This is a genomic window from Massilia alkalitolerans DSM 17462 (assembly GCF_000427785.1).
Classification (GTDB): Bacteria; Pseudomonadota; Gammaproteobacteria; order Burkholderiales; family Burkholderiaceae_D; genus Telluria; species Telluria alkalitolerans.
This window is the reverse complement of sequence record NZ_ATYR01000003.1, coordinates 52,989-69,736: the sequence shown is the minus strand read 5'-3', so window position 1 is coordinate 69,736 and position 16,748 is coordinate 52,989. Positions and strand designations below refer to the sequence as shown.

The following is a 16,748-nucleotide window of genomic DNA, read 5'->3' as shown; positions in this document are numbered from 1 at the left end:
ATACGGCCCAGTGAAATAGTCTCAACTTTCCTAGAAATGAGACAAGGTGACGGGGACACTGTGGACTTCGCAGGAACCAATCACCTTATGAAAGAAAACTTAATGAGCGAACCCATTTCAGGCACTGCGGCAGGCGTCGCTGGCTGGAAGCTGCTTGGTGGCCTGGTGGGCATCGGTGGTATTGGCGCCGGTCTGGCTGCATACATCGTGTACGCCAAAACCAAACCGAAGACCGATGAGGAATGGCGGATCTCACTGATCTGCACCGTAGTCGGTTCCATCTGTGGCGGTGCGGCGGTCGTCAAAGCCTTGGGACTGGAGCACTGGGTCGATGATGTCTTTGGTCTGATGGGCATTCTTGGCCTGGCTTTCGCATGTGGCCTGCCGGGCTGGTTGGTGGTCCGCGCGCTGTTCAAGTACCTGGACAAGCATAAGGACGCCGACCTGGCCGAGATCGTCAAGGACGTGAAGGAGGTGATCTGATGCCGCCGAGCGCTTTCATCGGCATGCTGGCCGGCGCGGCCCAGGCGTGCCAGCGTAAGACCGGCATCCCGGCATCGATTATCCTGGCGCAGGCCGCGCTCGAATCCGCATGGGGTTCGCGCGCGCTCGGTAACAACCTCTTCGGCATCAAAGCGGACAAGAGCTGGACCGGTCTGACCGTAGCTTTCCGCACCACGGAGCACATCGGCGGGAAGAGCGTCAGCCTCACCGACAAGTTCCGAGCATATGCCAGCTACGCCGAAAGCATGGTCGACCACGGCCGTTTCCTGCTGGCGAACCCGCGCTATCGGGACTGCTTCAAGGAAACGACCGGCATGGGCTGGGCGACTGCTTTGCAGAAGGCCGGGTACGCAACCGATCCCGACTACGCGAAGAAGCTGCAGGCCACCATCCGGGCGCGCAACCTGCAGTTCTACGATCAGCTTCCACCGGACGCGAAATGAACTCGCTTGAGCGCCTGCTCGTCGGCGCTGTGCTGCTGGTGCTCCTGCTGTTCGGAGGGGCGCTGGCCGTGCGGAGCTACGGCTCCGCCCAGTACCGCGCCGGCTACGCCGCTGCCGTGGCCGACGGCAAGGAAGCGCGCGACGCCGCGGTCCTCGCCAACCTGGCGATCGAGTCAGGTCTCCGCACCCGCCTGCTGGAGCAAGACACCACCGCCTTACGAAAGGAGCAGGAACATGCAACGAACCTTGAAGCTGCTCAGCGTCGCATGCGCGCTGGCGATGACCGGCTGCGCTGCCCAGCAGGGCCAGTACCAGCCGCCGCGCCGGCCGGTGATCGACCCGCTACCGGCGGATCTCAGGCTGACCGCACAGGACCGAGCATTGTGCCAGAGACTGCTGCTGATCTTCTCGGCATCGCCGCAGACGTTGGCGGACTCGTGCGGCGATATGAGCGTGTCGTCGAGCGCTTCGAAGCCTGCCTGGAAGTAAACGCGAAATGAGCACGCTCGAGCTCCACGCCTACACCGACAAGGGTGTGACCCATGTGTGCACCATCCACCGCAGCGCCGGAGACGAGACGCCGCTGCAGATGATTAGCGCGCAGGAGCTGGCACGGCTGCGGGCGGCTGAAGCTGATCTAGTCGCGCTGCAGGCGGCCCGGATCGATCAGTCCGACGTTCCTGCGGCCTGAGCAGAACTCGGTGGGCTAGATCGAGCGGCAGGCCCAGCCGGAACATCTCGCGAGCGCCTGCGGCAACGCCATGCGAACCGGCCAAATTGACAGCCAGGTCGACGTGGAACGCAGTCATGCGGTCGGTACGCTTGATCATCCGGCCAGCATACCAACCACCAACAGCACAGGCTTGATCCTGCTCAACCTTCCTCATCCGGCTCATCCAGCCGGGCATACTCGATCCCGTCGATATTCGCAATTGCTCTTGAGAGCGACGCCTTCACCGCCTCGAAGAATGCTCGGTGCTTCTCGTCCATCAGCACGCGATCGGGGAAGCCATGGTGCCGGTTGAGCTCGATCGTCCAGCTGACCAATTCGCTTAGGGGCGACTCGACCATGAACACACGCTCTTCGTCTTGCCCAGCACCTTCCACCAGCAGCGGTAGCACTGACTTAAACGGGTCGCCCCGGTCGCTGAAGTAGTGCACCAGGTGTGGTTCCTGCTGCCCTTCGGCGGGAATGAACTCGATGGATGGGTGCTGCCGGCGTGTGATGAACATGGGTGGGGCTCCTGGCTGACACAGAATTATGCCACTCGGCTGGATTCAGCGACCTGGCTCAGCAGTGCTACACTCGGCAGATGCGATTCAAGAAGCCCCTGACACGCGCAGACCTTGAAGCTATTCAGGCGCGCAATCTCGACTCGGAAGACATGAAAGCCGTGCTGTGGGAAGTGGCGCGCCTGCGATCTCTCGTCCTGTACGCTGACCAGCTGCAGCGCATGCTTGGCACTCTTCCTGGCCAGCAGGGAGGCCTGCTCGAGTCGATCCGGAAAACTTTGGCTGACGAGCCGTGCGTAAGGGAGTTCCCGAAGCTCCCGCCGAACGCTTGAAATGCTCCACAAAGGGAACAGGAGCCGCATGAATACTAGCGTTTAGGCGAGGTGATCAGCGGATTTTGTGGAGCGCGAAAGGGTTCGAAAACCGCATGGTTATGAGATTCTCTGCACGGCTTCCCAAGCTTACGACATTAACGTCGTTTCTTCGGTAAGCGACGTCCGAACGATTAGCCAGGGCCGTTACTGTGCAAATTGCGACGCAACCTAGCCCGTCTGATGTCATCGTGCACCTTCGAGTACATCTCATCAAAGGGGATGAGCACCATCAGTAGAATTACAACCTGCCAATAAGACAGCACACAGAATAGTGAGAACGAAACCTTTTGAAGGGTCGTTATGTCTGCCGCTCTCGTAGCTGGCTCAAAGGTCGCAACCCAAGCGATAACTGGTGCGAGAACGACAAGCATGATCAGAAGCAATGCTGAGTGACCACAAGGAGTGATCAGTTTCCCAAGCCCTCCATCGACCGCTTGCGCCGGCTGCCCACCACGTAAGGCATTTTTGACGGCATCGGGGTAGACCAATGCAATCAACGCGCCCATGATTCCGAACACGATCGATGTCGTATTCCGAAGCGCGTCGTAAAGCGGCCACTGATCTTTAAGCGCTATGGGCGCGCCGAAGTAATAGCCTAGCCAGGCTATTACGACGACGATCCCAAAGCGCATAAATTTCATATCATCCTAGAGCAAGCACTGCACTGCGGTAGACCTGCAGTTGCGAAAGCAGGGTAGTTACGTTGACCAGCTCGGCGTCGGTCCACATCACGTCGATTTGATACCCAATTCGAGCCTGACTCTTGCTAAGCCATTTGGTTTCACCAGTGCGCAAATGGAAACCCAGATCATCTTGATCGCTGGCATCATTGTTTCCCTCCCGGTCCTGCCAGCTGGCAATGGCCTCATCGAGCTCTTGGGTGGTAAAGCTCATCGGAAACTCCATCCGGATCAACGACTCTTCGCGTAGCGGAGGTGGTTTGCGCAGAAACCGAGAGATGTCCATCACTTTTTGCCAGCGTTGAAAATCTCCGGGAGACTCGGACGACAACGTGGTCTTGCTGAGCACTTTGTCAATCGCGGCTGCGTTGTGTCTAAGGTAAGTGATGTCCCCGGAGAGCACAATCGATTTTACAGAAAGTTTAGGAAAAGCGCCCCCAGTCGGTGTGGTAGTAGTCGTGTCTGGGCGATAACCTACAACGTTGATCTCGCCATTTGGGCCAGGAGGCCCCTGAATCACGTTTTGCGGATTGATGTTCTTGAGGAACGAAAGCATGTACTTCTTAAAGGCATCAAGGCCCTGCGTCTCATGTTTCAGCCGAAGGCATGCAATGCGTTGCTCTGCCGGCATGATCCAAAAATACGTTGCAAAACCTGGGATTCTATTTCTATCGATGACAGTCTCGGCCGCCGAAGCGCTCCCTACTACGTCACCAACCCCCACTGATGTGATGTTGTTCTTATTGCCCGGAAGGCGATTCCAGACACCGATGAGAAAATCGCCGTTCGTATGCTTGGCTATGTCGAGAAAGTAAGCGCCGCCGACTACTGTTCCATCGGGCTCTTTGGTCGAGAACGTCGCTGTCTCCCCAAGTTGCTTGCCGCGCGCCCAAGCAGTGAGCGCGTCAAAAGTTTGGGAGATGCCACCAAACAAAGCAGGTGTATTGCCGCGAAAGGTAAAGTACCCGCACTTAGGAAACTCGTACAGCCAAATTTTGACGTCGGTCAACATAGCAGTCCTGATAATAAAGTGACACGATTATACGTATACTTTAGGTCAGGCAACACTTACACGACATAAAACCTGTGGCTGCTGGCGTAGCTTATGGCGTAAGTTTTAGCAAAACACGAATTTCTTCATAGGAGAACACGCCGTTGCATCATGGGAGTGACTTTTTCCGTCGCGCCGGTCTTCAGGGCGGCGGCATTGATTTCGTTGGGAGCGTTCATTTCTTCGTGTTTCGGTACGGCAGGCGGGTGCTGAGCCAGGGCTCGCCATTTTACCGCGAACGGCTGGCCGAAAGCGGGGTAGTGCTTGTCAACTTCCTATCCGGTGTCTTTCCTTCGCTCGCGCCACGGAGCGGAATGTTTCCATGTCGAAAAATTTTACACTGAACATTCTTTGCTTGGAGAGGCTTGCTGCACAAGAGAAATAAGTCCTTGTATCGCTTGAGTTTCCTATTTTTAATTAATGTGTGGCACGTTTCTTGCCTATGGGGAGGCTCTTCCACATTCTTATCAACCCATAAGGACTCGACGATGCGTGCAGTAATCAAAACCAAACAAATCCTGGCAACGGCAATCCTGGCGGCTGCATCGATCGCCCTGCCTGCGCATGCCATGGTGATCGGCTCCGGCGACGTGGACCATGATGACCACGCCCACGACGTGCCGCTGCAGAGCGGTGGCTACGTGCTCGGACCGACCACGCCCGGCAAGTGGGGTTCCCCAGTGTTTGGTACCGGCGCAGTCGTGACCTGGAGCCTGATGCCAACCGGCACCAGCTGCGCCGCCGATGGTGGCGGATCCTGCACCGCCCTGGGCGACTTCATGCCGACCGGCTACCTGGCCGCCCTGAATGCCGCCTTTGCCGCCTGGTCGGCCGTCGCGGACATCATCTTTACCCAGGTGGAAGACAATGGCGTGCCCTTCAACGCACCCGGCACGGTCGCGGACCTGCGTTTCGGCGGCCACGCCATGGATGGCGCCTTCGGCACGCTGGCGCATGGCTACTACCCGCCTGCAAACGGCGCGACGGCCGCCGGCGACATCCACTTCGACATCGGCGAAACCTGGAAGCTGGGCTTCGGTGGTCCGGGCTTCGACATCTTCCAGGTGGCGGCGCACGAGATCGGCCACGCCATCGGCCTGAACCACAGCACGACCCCGGGCTCGCTCATGAATCCCTATTACACCGAAGCCTTCCGCGGCCTGCAGGCGGACGACATCGCCGGCGCACGCTATATCTACGGCGCCGCCAATACCAACCCGGTGCCGGTGCCGGGCTCGCTGCTGCTGATCGGCCTGGGGCTGGCTGCGCTAAGCGCTGCCCGCCGCCGCGCCTGATCGTCTGGAACCCACGCTGGTGTTGCGTCAGTGCCGCGTGGGTGAACGCATGAAAGCAGTCGCCTTGCTTCTCCTGTTGGCCACATGCATGCTTGCAGGAGCGGCCGGGGCCTCGTCGGCACGCTTCGGCGATCCCGAGCTCGTCGAGCATTCCGACCTGATCGTCTCGGCCACGCTGGTGCGCATCGAGCGCCAGGCCGGGCCGGGGGGCGCAGGCCCGGCCGAAACGGGCATCCTCGATGTCCGCCAGGTCCTCAAGGGAGCCGGGCAGCCCCGCGTCGTGCGCCTGGTACTGTCTCCCGCCGGGGCGCTGCGCTCCAGTGGCGACATCCACTACAGCGTCGGCCAGAAGGGCCTGTGGTTCCTGCGCGCGACGCCCGGTGCGGACGGTACGCCCCTGTACCGCGCCGACCATCCCCAGCGCTTTCTCCCCGAAGAAGAGGCGGCGCCGCGCATGCGCCACTTCCAGGACCTGGTGAAGGCGCGCCGGCCGCGAGGGCAGGCGGCTCCCGATTGAGCTCTACAATTCTCGGACAAATATCGTCTATTTTCTGACACCACAGTCTCCTATCCTCGGCTTCCTCGATATCCACCATGGAGGTGCCGATGGCCATTCAAAAGAGACTCATTCTGGGCATGATCAGCTCTGCCTGCCTGCTCGCCGCTTGTGGTGGTGACACGCTCGACGCACCGACGCCACAGATCAGCACTACCTTCGCCGCCTCGCTCGACGGCTGGGTGGGCGCGTTCGCCGACTATGAGGAGGCGACGGCGCCGACCGAGCTCGTGTGGGAGTTGCGCCCATTGCCGGCGCCCTTGTCGGGCCAGGCCTACTACACGGGCGGGACCAATCGCAGCGACGACCTGTTTGTCTACAGCAGGAAAAAATTCAGCGGCTATGCGCCGTCGACCTCCTACCTGTTGCGCTTTGAAATCGAGATCGCCACCAACCAGTCATCCGGTTGCGTCGGCGTCGGCGGTGCGCCGGGCGAAAGCGTCTACGTGGTCGCGGGCGCGGCGCCAACGGAGCCGAAGACCGTGCAGGTCAATGGCGAGTGGAGGGTCGACCTCGACCGCGGCAACCAGGCGACACCGGGCGCTGCGTCCCAGGTGCTGGGCAACGTCGCCAACGCCGTGCCGGACTGCGGCCCCCAGGTTTTCCAGACCAAGGTACTCAAGAGTACGGCTCCCTTGGCGGTCACCAGCAATGCCAACGGTGACATCTGGGTCTTCTTCGGGATCGACTCCGGTTTCGAGGCAAGAAGCGCAGTGTTCTACAAGTCGATCAAGGTCGCTGTCGAGCCGGGGCGCAAGCAGTAACGAAGTCCACCGCCGTGCTCATGCGAGCAAGCAGTGTCCCGTGACGGCCTGCTTGCCGTCCGCTTCCACCACGAATCCGCCGGTCCCGGCAGTCGCACGCAGGACGACAGCGCTGCCCAGGGCCACGGGTGAGCGGAAACGGCATTCGATGCGGACAGCGCTGCGGCCGCTCTCGTTTTCCAGTACCGAGCAACACGATGCCAGCGTGTGCATGCCATGGATGATCGGCTTGCGCATGCCCATCAGGCGGGCGCTCCAGCGGGTGAGGTGGATCGGGTTCCAGTCCCCCGAAAGTCGGGCGTAACGGCGGCCCGCTGCCGGGTCCAGCGTCCACTGCGCCAATGACCGGCCGGACAGGTCGGGGCCCGCCTCGGGCAGACTGGCGGCGCCGTGTTCGCCCCGCCGGATGAGGTAAGTGCTGGAACAGCTGAATACCGGCGCCCCGGCCGCAATGCCGGTGGTCTCCAGTACGCAGCGCAGGGCGCCGCTGGCCGACGGCGGCAGTATCCGCAACACGGTGCGCAGTAACAGGGCCTGGCCGGGCGCGACGCTGCCGTGCTCCTCGATCACGTTGTCCATGTGGACGAGTCCCGCGATCCGGAAGGGAAAGCGCGGGTCGAGCATCGTGGCCAGGTGGGCGCGCTGGGCCGGCAGATACCACCAGGTCAGCGGAATACCGTCGCCCGCGAAACCGAAGGCCGCGCGGTAGCGCGCGATGTCGTCCAGCGGGAGACTGTCGAGGCGGTACTCGGTGACGAGTTCCGGCAACCGGGCGGGGAGGGGGTGTTGCGGACGTTTGAGCAGCGCCCGCAGCAGGATGCCGGGCCCCATGGCCGGCAGCGCCGGCACATGGGTGGCAGGAGAGGCAGGCATTAGCCCTCGGCGACGCGTTGCTTGATGTGCGCCAGCGCCGCGTCCACCTGGTCGATCAGGATCAGGCACAGGTCGCCGTTCTCGAGACGCGACAGCGCGCGGTCGATCGCGACGAACTCGCCGTTGATTTCTTCCACATGGCTGGTGCGGGTTGCGCCGCTCAAGCCCTTGCGCAGCAAGGCGACCACCTCGCCGTCGGCGCGGCCGCGCTGGCACTGGTCCTGGTACAGCAGCACCTCATCGAAAGCCTTGCCGAGGATTTCGGTCTGCTGGGTGATGTCCTGGTCGCGGCGGTCGCCGGCGCCGCTGATCACCACCGAGCGGCGCTTGCCCGGCATGCCTTCAACTGCATTGACCAGCGCGGCGATCGCGTCCGGGTTGTGGCCGTAGTCGGCGATGACGGTGGCGCCGCGGTAGTCGAACACGTTGAAGCGGCCCGGCGCGTTGTCGCTCTCGCCGACGAAGGTCTTCAGGCCAAGGCGGATCTTGTCCCAGGCGGTGCCCACGGCCCAGGCCGCGGCCACCGAGGCCAGCACGTTCTCGACCTGGAAGCCGACGCTGCCGCCGCGGGTGATCGGGACCTCCGCCAGGGACACGCGGTGTTCGACATTGCCCTGGGCGGCGACCAGCTGGCCGTCTTCGACGAAGACGACGCGGCGGCCCTGGGCGCGGTGCATGGACATGATCGGGTGGCCGACGTCGAGCGCGAAGAAGGTCACGTCGCCGCGGGTCACTTCGGCCATCGCGGCCACCGCCGGGTCGGCCGCGTTCAGCACGGCCATGCCGCCGGCCGCCACGTTCTGGACGATCACGCGCTTGAGCACCGCGAGGTCTTCCAGCGTGGTGATGTAGTTCAGGCCGAGGTGGTCGCCGGCGCCGATGTTGGTCACCACCGCCACCTGGCAGCGATCAAAAGCGAGGCCTTCGCGCAGCAGGCCGCCGCGCGCGGTCTCGAACACGGCCGCATCGACGTCCGGGTGTAGCAGCACGTTGCGGGCGCTGCGCGGACCCGAGCAGTCGCCGCTGTCGATGCGGCGGCCTTCGATGTAGACGCCGTCGGTGTTGGTCATGCCGGTGCGCAGGCCCGATGCGGTGAACAGGTGGGCGATCAGGCGAACGGTGGTGGTCTTGCCGTTGGTGCCGGTTACGGCTACCACCGGGATGCGGCCGTCGTCGCCGGGTGCGAACAGGGTATCCATGATGGCTTCGCCGATCGGACGGGGCTTGCCGAACGAGGGCGACAGGTGCATGCGCAGGCCCGGCGCGGCGTTGACTTCGACGATGCCGCCGTGCTGTTCCTCGATGGGCTTCAGCACGCTGTCGCACACCAGGTCGACGCCGCAGATGTCCAGGCCGACCATGTGGGCGGCGGCGATGCAGCGCTCCGCGACTTCCGGATGGACGTCGTCGGTCACATCGGTGGCGGTGCCGCCGGTGGACAGGTTGGCGTTATTGCGCAGCACCACGCGCTGGCCATTGCTAGGTACCGAGTCGGCATCCATGCCATGCTTGGCGAGCGTAGCCAGGGCGATGTCGTCGAAGCGGATCTTGGTCAGCGAGGTGGCATGGCCGTCGCCGCGGCGCGGGTCCTTGTTGACCTGCTCGACCAGTTGGCGCACGCTGTGCACGCCGTCACCCACCACTTGCGGCGGATCGCGGCGGGCGCAAGCCACCATCTTGTCGCCGATGACCAGCACGCGGTAGTCGTGGCCCGGCAGGTAGCGCTCGACCAGGATGTCGTCGCGGAACTCGGAGGCGGTGTGGAAGCCCGCGGTCAGCTGCTCCCTGGTCGTGACGTTGACGGTCACGCCCTTGCCCTGGTTGCCGTCCTTCGGCTTGATCACGACCGGCAGGCCGATCTCGAGGGCGGCGGCCCAGGCGTCTTCCGGGTCGCTCACGCTGCGGCCCATCGGCACCGGCACGCCGGCGGCGTCGAGCAGCTTCTTGGTCAGTTCCTTGTCCTGGGCGATGGTCTCGGCGATCGCACCGGTGGCGTCGATCTCGGCGGCCTGGATGCGGCGCTGGCGGCTGCCCCAGCCGAACTGCACCAGGCTGCCTTCGGTCAGGCGGCGGAAGGGAATGTTGCGGGCCACCGCAGCCTGCACGATGGCGCCGGTGGACGGGCCGAGGCGCACGTCCTCGTCGACTTCGCGCAGTTTCGCCAGGGCGCCCGCCAGGTCGAAGGCGGCATCCTTGCGCGCCGCCTCGACCAGTTCCTGGGCCAGTTCCAGGGCCAGGCGGCCGACGTCTTCCTCGCTGTACTCGACCACGACCTGGTAGATGCCGCGCTCGACGGTGGCGGTGGTGCGGCTGAAGGTGACCGGGCAGCCGGCTTCGGCCTGCAGGGCCAGGGCCACGCGTTCGAGCACCTGGGCCAGAGGCACGGTGTCGTCGTGGCCGTAGGGCTGCAGTTCGCCTACCTGCGGAAAGCGCGCGCGCAGGCGCGTCTCGAAGCCGGCCAGGCCGCGGATCGATTCTTCGTCGGGCGTGCAGGAGACGATCGCCTCCACCGAGGTGTGATGACTCCACAGATTTGGGCCGCGCAGGGCCCGTACACGAGATACTTCCATAAACCTTCAGTCTTAAATTGAGTGGGTCGTTTTCTTCGGGGTGGCGTCGAAGGCGCGCAGGCCACCGCAGATCAGGTCGGAGGGCACGCCCAGTGCCCAGGCCGCCGCCACGGCGGCCAGCACGCTGTCCGGGTGCTTCACCGTCGCCGGCGGGATCCTGGCCAGGTCGAGCAGCACGTCTTCGGTATCGAAGCCTTCGGCCAGCACGATGCGGTTGTCGCGCACGAACACCACGCGTTCGCCCTGCGCCCGATGGTTTGCCACGGTCGGGTTGTTTTCGTCGAGCGCGTAGAAGATCACGCGGCCGTCCGACAGTTCCGCCAGCGCAGCGACCTGTTCGTTGGCCGCGTTCAGCACCGCGGTGCCTTCCGACAGAACCACGTCGACCTGGCTGCGGATCACGTTGCGCAGCGCGTCCTGGTCATTGATGTGGAACTCGGCCACGTCAGCCAGGCCTTCCATGTCGGTGACGATGCCCACCAGGCAGCGGTCGTAGGGCAGGCCCGCCGACAGGATCGAGCGCGCGTTCGATTCGAACACGGCGGTCTGCACGGTGCGGTTAATCAGGAGGCGCTGGCCGGCTTCGAAGCCGGTCGAGTCGCGGTTCGATACCTGGCGCGCGTCGAGGTACAGGCCTTCGCCGTTGGCCACGCCGACGTGCTTGCCGGTGATGTGGACCAGGCAGCCCACCAGGCGCGCGATCAGGCTGGTGCCGAGCGTGCCGGTGACGCCGACTACCGGGATGCGTCCGGTTTCTTCTTGTGCGAACAGGTGGTCGACAATGGCCTTGCCCACGTTGCGCGGCTGGCCGCTGGCCGGCTTGATGTGGGCCAGCAGGCCCGGGCTCGAATTGACTTCGATGATGGCGCCGCGCTGCTCTTCCAGCGGACGCGAGATGTCTTCGCACACCAGGTCGATGCCGGCGATGTCCAGGCCGACGATGCGCGCCGCCAGCGCGGCGGCGTGGGCAACCGAAGGGTGCACCAGGTCGGTGACGTCGTCGGCGACGTTGCCGTTCACCTGGATCAGCACCTTCTGGCCAGCCTGCGGCCTTGACTCGGGCGTGAGGCCCTGGCGCTTCAGGTCCAGCATGATTTCGCTGTCGTGCGGGTTGACGCGGCCGAGCGGGTGTTCTTCGCTCTCGCCGCGGCGCGGATCCGTGTTGATCTGGCTGTCGCACAGCTGAAGCACGGTTTGCCTGCCGTCGCCCGTCACCCACAGCGATTCGCCGCTGGCGGCGGCCACCACCTCGCGGCCGACCACCAGCAGTCGGTGCTCGTTGCCGGGGATGAAGCGCTCGACCAGCACCGCGCTGCTGTCGCCGGCTTCGGCGGCGATCGCATAGGCGGTCGTCACTTCCGCTTCGCTCATCAGGTTCAGCGTCACGCCACGTCCATGGTTGCCGTCGACCGGCTTGACCACGACCGGCAGGCCGATGTCCTGGGCTTCTTCCCATGCCTCTTCGGCGCTTCTCACCAGGGCGCCTTCCGGCACCGGCACGCCGCAGGAGGCGAGCAGGGTCTTGGTCAGGTCCTTGTCGCTGGCGATGCCTTCGCCGATGGCGCTGGTGCGGTCGGTCTCGGCGGTCCAGATGCGGCGCTGGGCGGCGCCGTGGCCGAGCTGCACCAGGTTGCCTTCGGTGAGGCGGATCGAGGGGATACGGCGGTCGGTGGCGGCATCGACGATGTGGGCGGTCGACGGGCCCAGGCACCAGCGGTCGACCAGCTCGGTCAGACCCTGCACCGTGGCGGCCATGTCGAAGGGCGTGTCGTTAATGGCCGCCATGAGCAGGCGGTGGCCGGCTTCGAGGGCGGCGCGGCCGACGATCTCGTCGCGGGTGCGGAAAGCCATCTTGTAGACGCCGCGCAGGCCGGTCGAGCGGGTCTTGCCGAAGCCGGTCTTCATGCCGGCCATGTTCTGCAACTCGAGCACGATGTGCTCGAGGATGTGGCCGGCCCAGGTGCCGTCGCGCAGGCGTTCCAGGAAGCCGCCGCGGCTGCCGACGCCGCAGCGGTGTTCGACCAGGCCCGGCAGCCAGGCGGTCAGGCGCTCGGTGAATCCGGGCAAGGTGTTCGAGGGGAAGTCTTCGAGCTCCCCAATGTCGAGCCAGGCCTCGATCACCGGTCGGTAGGTCCAGATGTTCGGGCCGCGCAGGTGGGTCACGCGGAGGAACTTGATGTCGTTCTTCTTGTTCATGAAAAAATGTCTTTGCCAGCCGCGACTGTTGCGCGCAACGTTGGCGTTACCTTAAATTACCTGCCTGCTGCTACGGTACCCAAAGCCGGTTCCCCGCAGCGCACTTCATATATACTTGCCGGCCCGAAGCTTATCGGGTCGCTTCCTTTTCTGCCAGAACGCCACCTTCTGTCATCCAAAGGATACGCAGAAACGTTAAGCCTGTTTGTGGAACGCTTCACGCAAGCGGGCATCCCGGCAGTCCTGTGCCTTGCCAAGCCCCGCCGCTGTTTGTACCCCACCAGAACCAAATGCCTGATTTCGGGCGCAACACATGACAACTCAACAACCTGCTATTCCGTCGTCCCTGGCGGTCGCCGCCAACCTTTTGCCCGAACACTGGCAAAATGACGTTACGAAACAGCTTGCACCAGGGGAAAACGTTTTAAGCAGCGTCGAGGTTGACCTCGATGCGAAATTACATTTCCGGAAGGGCCTGGTGGTGGTCACCAGCCGCCGTTTGCTGGCGAGAAGCCCGGGCGAAGACGCCTGGCGCGACTGGACTTACCGATCCGGCCTGCAGCTGCGCCACCACGACCATGCGGGTGTCGGCCATCTCGAACTGGTCGATCTAGAGGGCCGCCTGGGAGCCTGGCGCTTCACCCTGGGCCAGAACCTGGGGGCGATCCGGGTGGTCGACCATTTCAACGAACAGCTGAAAAGCGTCGTGACCGGCGTGCCGGTGACGCCGCCGGAACAGCACACCTGCCCGAGCTGCAAGGCCCCGCTCGAGGCCGACGACGCCGAATGCGCGGTGTGCGCCAAGGTGCTGCACACCCCGCCGTCGACCTGGACCCTGTTCCGTTTGTGGCGCTTCGCCCGGCCCTACAAGGGTCAGCTGCTGCTGGGCTTCCTGCTGATGGTGGGCTCGACCGGCGCCCACATGATTCCGCCGTATCTCACCAAGCCGCTGATGGACAACGTCCTGATCCCGTACCAGAACGGCCAAGTCATCGACACCTCGCTCGTCTATGTATATATGGGCGGCCTGTTCGGGGCGGCGCTGCTGGCCTGGGCGCTCGGCTGGGGCAAGACCTACGTGCTGGCGCTGGCCTCCGAGCGCATCAGCGCCGACCTGCGCTCGACCACATATGAACACCTGCTGCGCCTGTCGCTGGAATACTTCGGCGGCAAGCGCACCGGCGACCTGATGTCGCGCATCGGCAGCGGCTCCGACCGGATCAGCGTCTTCCTGTCGCTGCACCTGCTCGACTTCCTGTCGGACGTCCTCCTGATCATCATGACGGGCGTGATCCTGTTCAGCATGAATCCCTGGCTGGCGCTGGTGACGCTTGTTCCGCTTCCCTTCATCGCCTGGATGATCCACGTGGTGCGCGACAGGCTGCGCACCGGCTTCGAGAAGATCGACCGGGTATGGGGCGAGGTGACCAACGTGCTGGCCGACACCATCCCGGGCATCCGCGTGGTGAAAGCCTTCGCCCAGGAAAAACGCGAAGCGGCGCGCTTCCGCGAAGCGAACAAGCACAACCTGGCCGTCAACGACAAATTGAACAAGGTCTGGTCGCTGTTCTCGCCGACCGTCTCGCTGCTGACCGAAATGGGTCTGCTGGTGATCTGGATCTTCGGCATCTGGCAGGTCTCGCGCGGCGAGATCACGGTCGGCACCCTGACCGCCTTCATCGCCTACAGCGGCCGTTTCTACGTGAAGCTCGATTCCATGAGCCGCATCGTCTCGGTGACCCAGAAGTCGGCCTCGGCGGCCAAGCGCATCTTCGACATCCTCGACCACGTGTCGAGCGTGCCGGACCCGGTCAACCCGGTGAAGGTCGACAAGGTGGCGGGCAATATCGAGCTGCGCGAAGTCGGTTTCCGTTACGGCAACCGCGCGGTCAACCGCGGCATCTCGCTGAAGATCAAGGCGGGCGAGATGGTGGGCCTGGTCGGCCACTCGGGTTCGGGCAAGAGCACGCTGGTCAACCTGATCTGCCGCTTCTACGACGTGGCCGAGGGCGCGATCCTGCTCGACGGCCAGGATATCCGGACCTTCGCGGTCAGCGACTACCGCCGCCACATCGGCCTGGTGCTGCAGGAGCCTTTCCTGTTCTTCGGGACGATTGCCGAGAACATCGCCTACGGCAAACCGGGCGCCACCCGCGAAGAGATCATCGCGGCGGCGCGCGCGGCCCACGCGCACGAGTTCATCCTGCGCCTGCCGCAGGGCTACGACTCGATGGTGGGCGAACGCGGCCAGGGCCTGTCGGGCGGCGAGCGCCAGCGCATCTCGATCGCGCGTGCGCTGCTGATCGACCCGCCGATCCTGATCCTGGACGAAGCGACGTCCTCGGTGGACTCGGAAACCGAGAAAGAGATCCAGAAGGCGCTCGACAACCTCGTGCAGGGCCGCACCACGATCGCCATCGCGCACCGCCTGTCCACGCTGCACCGGGCCGACCGCCTGGTGGTGCTGGACCGCGGCGTGGTGGTGGAAGAGGGCAGCCACGACGCGCTGATGGCGCGCGAAGGCGCCTACCACCGCCTCTACGAAGCGCAGGCGCGCAACGTGGACGGGGAACCGGACGACAAGGAAGATTAAATGAGCAGCACTTTCCAACTACGGCGCGACAGCTTCGGCAGGCTGGTGCTCACCACCGCCGAAGGTGAAGAACACGTCGGCGTCATTCCGGTGCGCGCCTTCCCGATCCAGGCGCCGACGCGCGGCATTTCGCTGGTGCGCGAGGGCGGCAAGGAAGTGGCCTGGATCGACGACCTGGCCGAGGTGCCGGAGCAGGTGCGCGCCATGATCCAGGAAGAGATCGAGGGCCGCGAATTCATTCCCGAGATCCTGACGATCAAGGACGTGTCGAGCTTCGCCACGCCCTGCACCTGGTTTGTGACGACCGACCGCGGCGACACCGAGTTCGTGCTGAAGGTGGACGAGGACATCCGCCGCATCGGCGAAGCCTCGCTGCTGATTGCGGACAACCACGGCATCAACTTCCTGGTGCGCGACATGTTCCATATCGACAAGCACAGCCGCAAGATCCTGGACCGCTTCCTGTAAGACGACCCGATTCGTCCATCCGTGCTACCGTTTTTCCTTTGATACGGAAGGAAACGGCAATGCAACGAACTGCACTGGTAGTAGGCGCTAGCGGGATCGGCGGGAACTACACGGCGAAAGCCCTGGTGGCGGACGGCTGGCAGGTCTACGGACTGGCGCGCCGTCCCGGCAATGATGTTCCGGGCGTGACGCCGGTCGCGGCCGACCTGCTCGACGAGGCAGGGCTGGCTGCCGCGCTGGCCGATGTCGCGCCCACCCATGTCTTCATCACCACCTGGATGCGCCAGGCCACGGAAAGCGAGAACATCCGCGTCAACGCGGCCATGGTGCGCAACCTGCTCTCCACCTTGTCGAGCAAGAAGTCGCTGCGCCACGTGGCCCTGGTCACCGGCCTGAAGCACTACCTCGGCCCCTTCGAAGCCTATGCCGCTTCCGGCACGCTGCCGGACACGCCGCTGCGCGAAAGCCAGCCGCGCCTGCCGGTCGAAAATTTCTACTATGCCCAGGAAGACGAGGTCTACGCAGCCGCCGAGCGCGACCGCTTTACCTGGACCGTCCACCGCCCGCACACGGTCATCGGCATGGCGGTCGGCAATGCCATGAACCTCGGCACCACGCTGGCCGTGTACGCCACCATCTGCAGGGAGACCGGGCGCCCGTTCCAGTTCCCCGGCTCTGGCGCGCAGTGGAACGGCCTGTCCGACGTCACCGACGCGCGCATGCTGGCCAGGCAGCTGGTCTGGGCGGCGAATACCGACGCGGCGCGCAACGAAGCCTTCAACATCGTCAACGGCGACCTGTTCCGCTGGAGCTGGCTGTGGGGCCGCATCGCCGACTATTTTGGCGTGCAGGCCGCGGGCTTCAACGGCACGGTGCAGCCGTTGGAAAGCGCGATGGCGAACGACCATGCGCTGTGGCGCGACATCGCCGCGCGCCACGGCTTGGCGGAAGCCGACCTCGATCGCCTGGCGTCGCCCTGGCATACCGACCTCGACCTGGGCCGCCCGATCGAGGTGATGACCGACATGGCGCGCAGCCGCAAGCTCGGCTTCACGGCTTACCAGGCCACCGACGACTCCTTCTTCGACCTGTTCGGGCAGCTGCGCGCGGCACGCCTGATTCCTTGAATTCCATCTTCGTTGGCCGCC

General features: G+C 64.1%; 17 protein-coding genes. 10 read left to right on the top strand and 7 right to left on the bottom strand.

Annotation, left to right across the window (positions count from 1 at the left end; all coding sequences use genetic code 11):
• The first annotated feature begins 102 nt into the window (after positions 1 to 102).
• Genes YWC_RS0104205 through YWC_RS0104190 form a run of 4 tightly spaced genes read left to right on the top strand, consistent with a single transcriptional unit; the run spans position 103 to position 1,638 of the window.
• Positions 103 to 483: a hypothetical protein gene (locus YWC_RS0104205; RefSeq protein ID WP_027864253.1), complete on the top strand. Its 381-nt coding sequence runs from the start codon at positions 103 to 105 to the stop codon at positions 481 to 483.
• The gene (locus tag YWC_RS28200; protein WP_051306207.1) at positions 483 to 947 is read left to right on the top strand and encodes a glycoside hydrolase family 73 protein; all 465 of its coding nucleotides are present in this window, start codon (positions 483 to 485) and stop codon (positions 945 to 947) included. Before YWC_RS0104205 ends, YWC_RS28200 begins: the two co-directional genes overlap by 1 nt.
• A complete protein-coding gene (locus YWC_RS0104195; RefSeq protein ID WP_027864252.1) occupies positions 944 to 1,447 on the top strand; it encodes a hypothetical protein in 504 nt (167 codons plus the stop codon). Before YWC_RS28200 ends, YWC_RS0104195 begins: the two co-directional genes overlap by 4 nt.
• Positions 1,444 to 1,638 (top strand): hypothetical protein, encoded by a 195-nt coding sequence (locus tag YWC_RS0104190; protein ID WP_027864251.1) that lies wholly within the window; start codon positions 1,444 to 1,446, stop codon positions 1,636 to 1,638. The genes YWC_RS0104195 and YWC_RS0104190 overlap by 4 nt, the downstream gene beginning before the upstream one ends.
• 182 nt (positions 1,639 to 1,820) lie before the next feature.
• Here YWC_RS0104190 and YWC_RS0104185 read toward each other — a convergent pair whose 3' ends face one another.
• The 4 genes from YWC_RS0104185 to YWC_RS0104170 form a co-directional block, all read right to left on the bottom strand.
• Positions 1,821 to 2,180 (bottom strand): hypothetical protein, encoded by a 360-nt coding sequence (locus YWC_RS0104185; protein WP_027864250.1) that lies wholly within the window; start codon positions 2,178 to 2,180, stop codon positions 1,821 to 1,823.
• 26 nt (positions 2,181 to 2,206) lie between these two features.
• Entirely contained in the window at positions 2,207 to 2,542 is a 336-nt protein-coding gene (locus YWC_RS32640; RefSeq protein ID WP_156923485.1) for a hypothetical protein, read from the bottom strand.
• A gap of 143 nt (positions 2,543 to 2,685) precedes the next feature.
• On the bottom strand, positions 2,686 to 3,195 hold the full coding sequence (locus tag YWC_RS0104175; RefSeq protein ID WP_036213042.1) for a hypothetical protein: 510 nt from the start codon (positions 3,193 to 3,195) through the stop codon (positions 2,686 to 2,688).
• Between the two features lies 1 nt (position 3,196).
• Positions 3,197 to 4,246: a hypothetical protein gene (locus YWC_RS0104170; protein ID WP_027864248.1), complete on the bottom strand. Its 1,050-nt coding sequence runs from the start codon at positions 4,244 to 4,246 to the stop codon at positions 3,197 to 3,199.
• A 527-nt stretch (positions 4,247 to 4,773) separates the two neighbouring features.
• Here YWC_RS0104170 and YWC_RS31410 point away from each other — a divergent pair.
• From YWC_RS31410 to YWC_RS28185, 3 genes are all read left to right on the top strand, one after another.
• Entirely contained in the window at positions 4,774 to 5,580 is an 807-nt protein-coding gene (locus YWC_RS31410; RefSeq protein ID WP_051306206.1) for a matrixin family metalloprotease, read from the top strand.
• An 88-nt stretch (positions 5,581 to 5,668) separates the two neighbouring features.
• Positions 5,669 to 6,097 carry a hypothetical protein gene (locus YWC_RS0104160; RefSeq protein WP_027864247.1) on the top strand — a complete coding sequence of 143 codons (429 nt, stop codon included), beginning with the start codon at positions 5,669 to 5,671 and terminating at the stop codon, positions 6,095 to 6,097.
• Between the two features lie 89 nt (positions 6,098 to 6,186).
• Positions 6,187 to 6,900, top strand: coding sequence for a hypothetical protein (locus YWC_RS28185; RefSeq protein WP_156923483.1), 714 nt, complete (start codon positions 6,187 to 6,189; stop codon positions 6,898 to 6,900).
• Positions 6,901 to 6,918: 18 nt separating this feature from the next.
• On the opposite strand, the gene YWC_RS0104150 is transcribed toward YWC_RS28185, so the two are convergent.
• Genes YWC_RS0104150 through YWC_RS0104140 form a run of 3 tightly spaced genes read right to left on the bottom strand, consistent with a single transcriptional unit; the run spans position 6,919 to position 12,539 of the window.
• On the bottom strand, positions 6,919 to 7,773 hold the full coding sequence (locus YWC_RS0104150; protein WP_156923481.1) for a MaoC/PaaZ C-terminal domain-containing protein: 855 nt from the start codon (positions 7,771 to 7,773) through the stop codon (positions 6,919 to 6,921).
• Positions 7,773 to 10,343 carry a cyanophycin synthetase gene (gene cphA / locus YWC_RS0104145; protein ID WP_027864245.1) on the bottom strand — a complete coding sequence of 857 codons (2,571 nt, stop codon included), beginning with the start codon at positions 10,341 to 10,343 and terminating at the stop codon, positions 7,773 to 7,775. Before cphA ends, YWC_RS0104150 begins: the two co-directional genes overlap by 1 nt.
• Before the next feature lie 12 nt (positions 10,344 to 10,355).
• On the bottom strand, positions 10,356 to 12,539 hold the full coding sequence (locus YWC_RS0104140; protein ID WP_027864244.1) for a cyanophycin synthetase: 2,184 nt from the start codon (positions 12,537 to 12,539) through the stop codon (positions 10,356 to 10,358).
• Positions 12,540 to 12,852: 313 nt separating this feature from the next.
• On the opposite strand from YWC_RS0104140, the gene YWC_RS0104135 reads away from it, so the two are divergent.
• The 3 genes from YWC_RS0104135 to YWC_RS0104125 are packed head-to-tail and all read left to right on the top strand — an operon-like array spanning position 12,853 to position 16,727.
• The gene (locus YWC_RS0104135; protein WP_084416293.1) at positions 12,853 to 15,132 is read left to right on the top strand and encodes a cyanophycin metabolism-associated ABC transporter; all 2,280 of its coding nucleotides are present in this window, start codon (positions 12,853 to 12,855) and stop codon (positions 15,130 to 15,132) included.
• On the top strand, positions 15,133 to 15,600 hold the full coding sequence (locus tag YWC_RS0104130; RefSeq protein ID WP_027864242.1) for a cyanophycin metabolism-associated DUF1854 family protein: 468 nt from the start codon (positions 15,133 to 15,135) through the stop codon (positions 15,598 to 15,600).
• Positions 15,601 to 15,659: 59 nt separating this feature from the next.
• Positions 15,660 to 16,727: an SDR family oxidoreductase gene (locus YWC_RS0104125; protein WP_027864241.1), complete on the top strand. Its 1,068-nt coding sequence runs from the start codon at positions 15,660 to 15,662 to the stop codon at positions 16,725 to 16,727.
• The last annotated feature ends 21 nt before the right edge of the window (positions 16,728 to 16,748 follow it).

Coding starts and splice junctions, on each gene's coding strand:
- YWC_RS0104205 (WP_027864253.1), top strand. CDS start 103: ATGAGCGAACCCATTTCAGGCACTGCGGCAGGCGTCGCTGGCTGGAAG.
- YWC_RS28200 (WP_051306207.1), top strand. CDS start 483: ATGCCGCCGAGCGCTTTCATCGGCATGCTGGCCGGCGCGGCCCAGGCG.
- YWC_RS0104195 (WP_027864252.1), top strand. CDS start 944: ATGAACTCGCTTGAGCGCCTGCTCGTCGGCGCTGTGCTGCTGGTGCTC.
- YWC_RS0104190 (WP_027864251.1), top strand. CDS start 1,444: ATGAGCACGCTCGAGCTCCACGCCTACACCGACAAGGGTGTGACCCAT.
- YWC_RS0104185 (WP_027864250.1), bottom strand. CDS start 2,180: ATGTTCATCACACGCCGGCAGCACCCATCCATCGAGTTCATTCCCGCC.
- YWC_RS32640 (WP_156923485.1), bottom strand. CDS start 2,542: ATGCGGCTCCTGTTCCCTTTGTGGAGCATTTCAAGCGTTCGGCGGGAG.
- YWC_RS0104175 (WP_036213042.1), bottom strand. CDS start 3,195: ATGAAATTTATGCGCTTTGGGATCGTCGTCGTAATAGCCTGGCTAGGC.
- YWC_RS0104170 (WP_027864248.1), bottom strand. CDS start 4,246: ATGTTGACCGACGTCAAAATTTGGCTGTACGAGTTTCCTAAGTGCGGG.
- YWC_RS31410 (WP_051306206.1), top strand. CDS start 4,774: ATGCGTGCAGTAATCAAAACCAAACAAATCCTGGCAACGGCAATCCTG.
- YWC_RS0104160 (WP_027864247.1), top strand. CDS start 5,669: ATGCTTGCAGGAGCGGCCGGGGCCTCGTCGGCACGCTTCGGCGATCCC.
- YWC_RS28185 (WP_156923483.1), top strand. CDS start 6,187: ATGGCCATTCAAAAGAGACTCATTCTGGGCATGATCAGCTCTGCCTGC.
- YWC_RS0104150 (WP_156923481.1), bottom strand. CDS start 7,773: ATGCCTGCCTCTCCTGCCACCCATGTGCCGGCGCTGCCGGCCATGGGG.
- cphA (WP_027864245.1), bottom strand. CDS start 10,343: ATGGAAGTATCTCGTGTACGGGCCCTGCGCGGCCCAAATCTGTGGAGT.
- YWC_RS0104140 (WP_027864244.1), bottom strand. CDS start 12,539: ATGAACAAGAAGAACGACATCAAGTTCCTCCGCGTGACCCACCTGCGC.
- YWC_RS0104135 (WP_084416293.1), top strand. CDS start 12,853: ATGACAACTCAACAACCTGCTATTCCGTCGTCCCTGGCGGTCGCCGCC.
- YWC_RS0104130 (WP_027864242.1), top strand. CDS start 15,133: ATGAGCAGCACTTTCCAACTACGGCGCGACAGCTTCGGCAGGCTGGTG.
- YWC_RS0104125 (WP_027864241.1), top strand. CDS start 15,660: ATGCAACGAACTGCACTGGTAGTAGGCGCTAGCGGGATCGGCGGGAAC.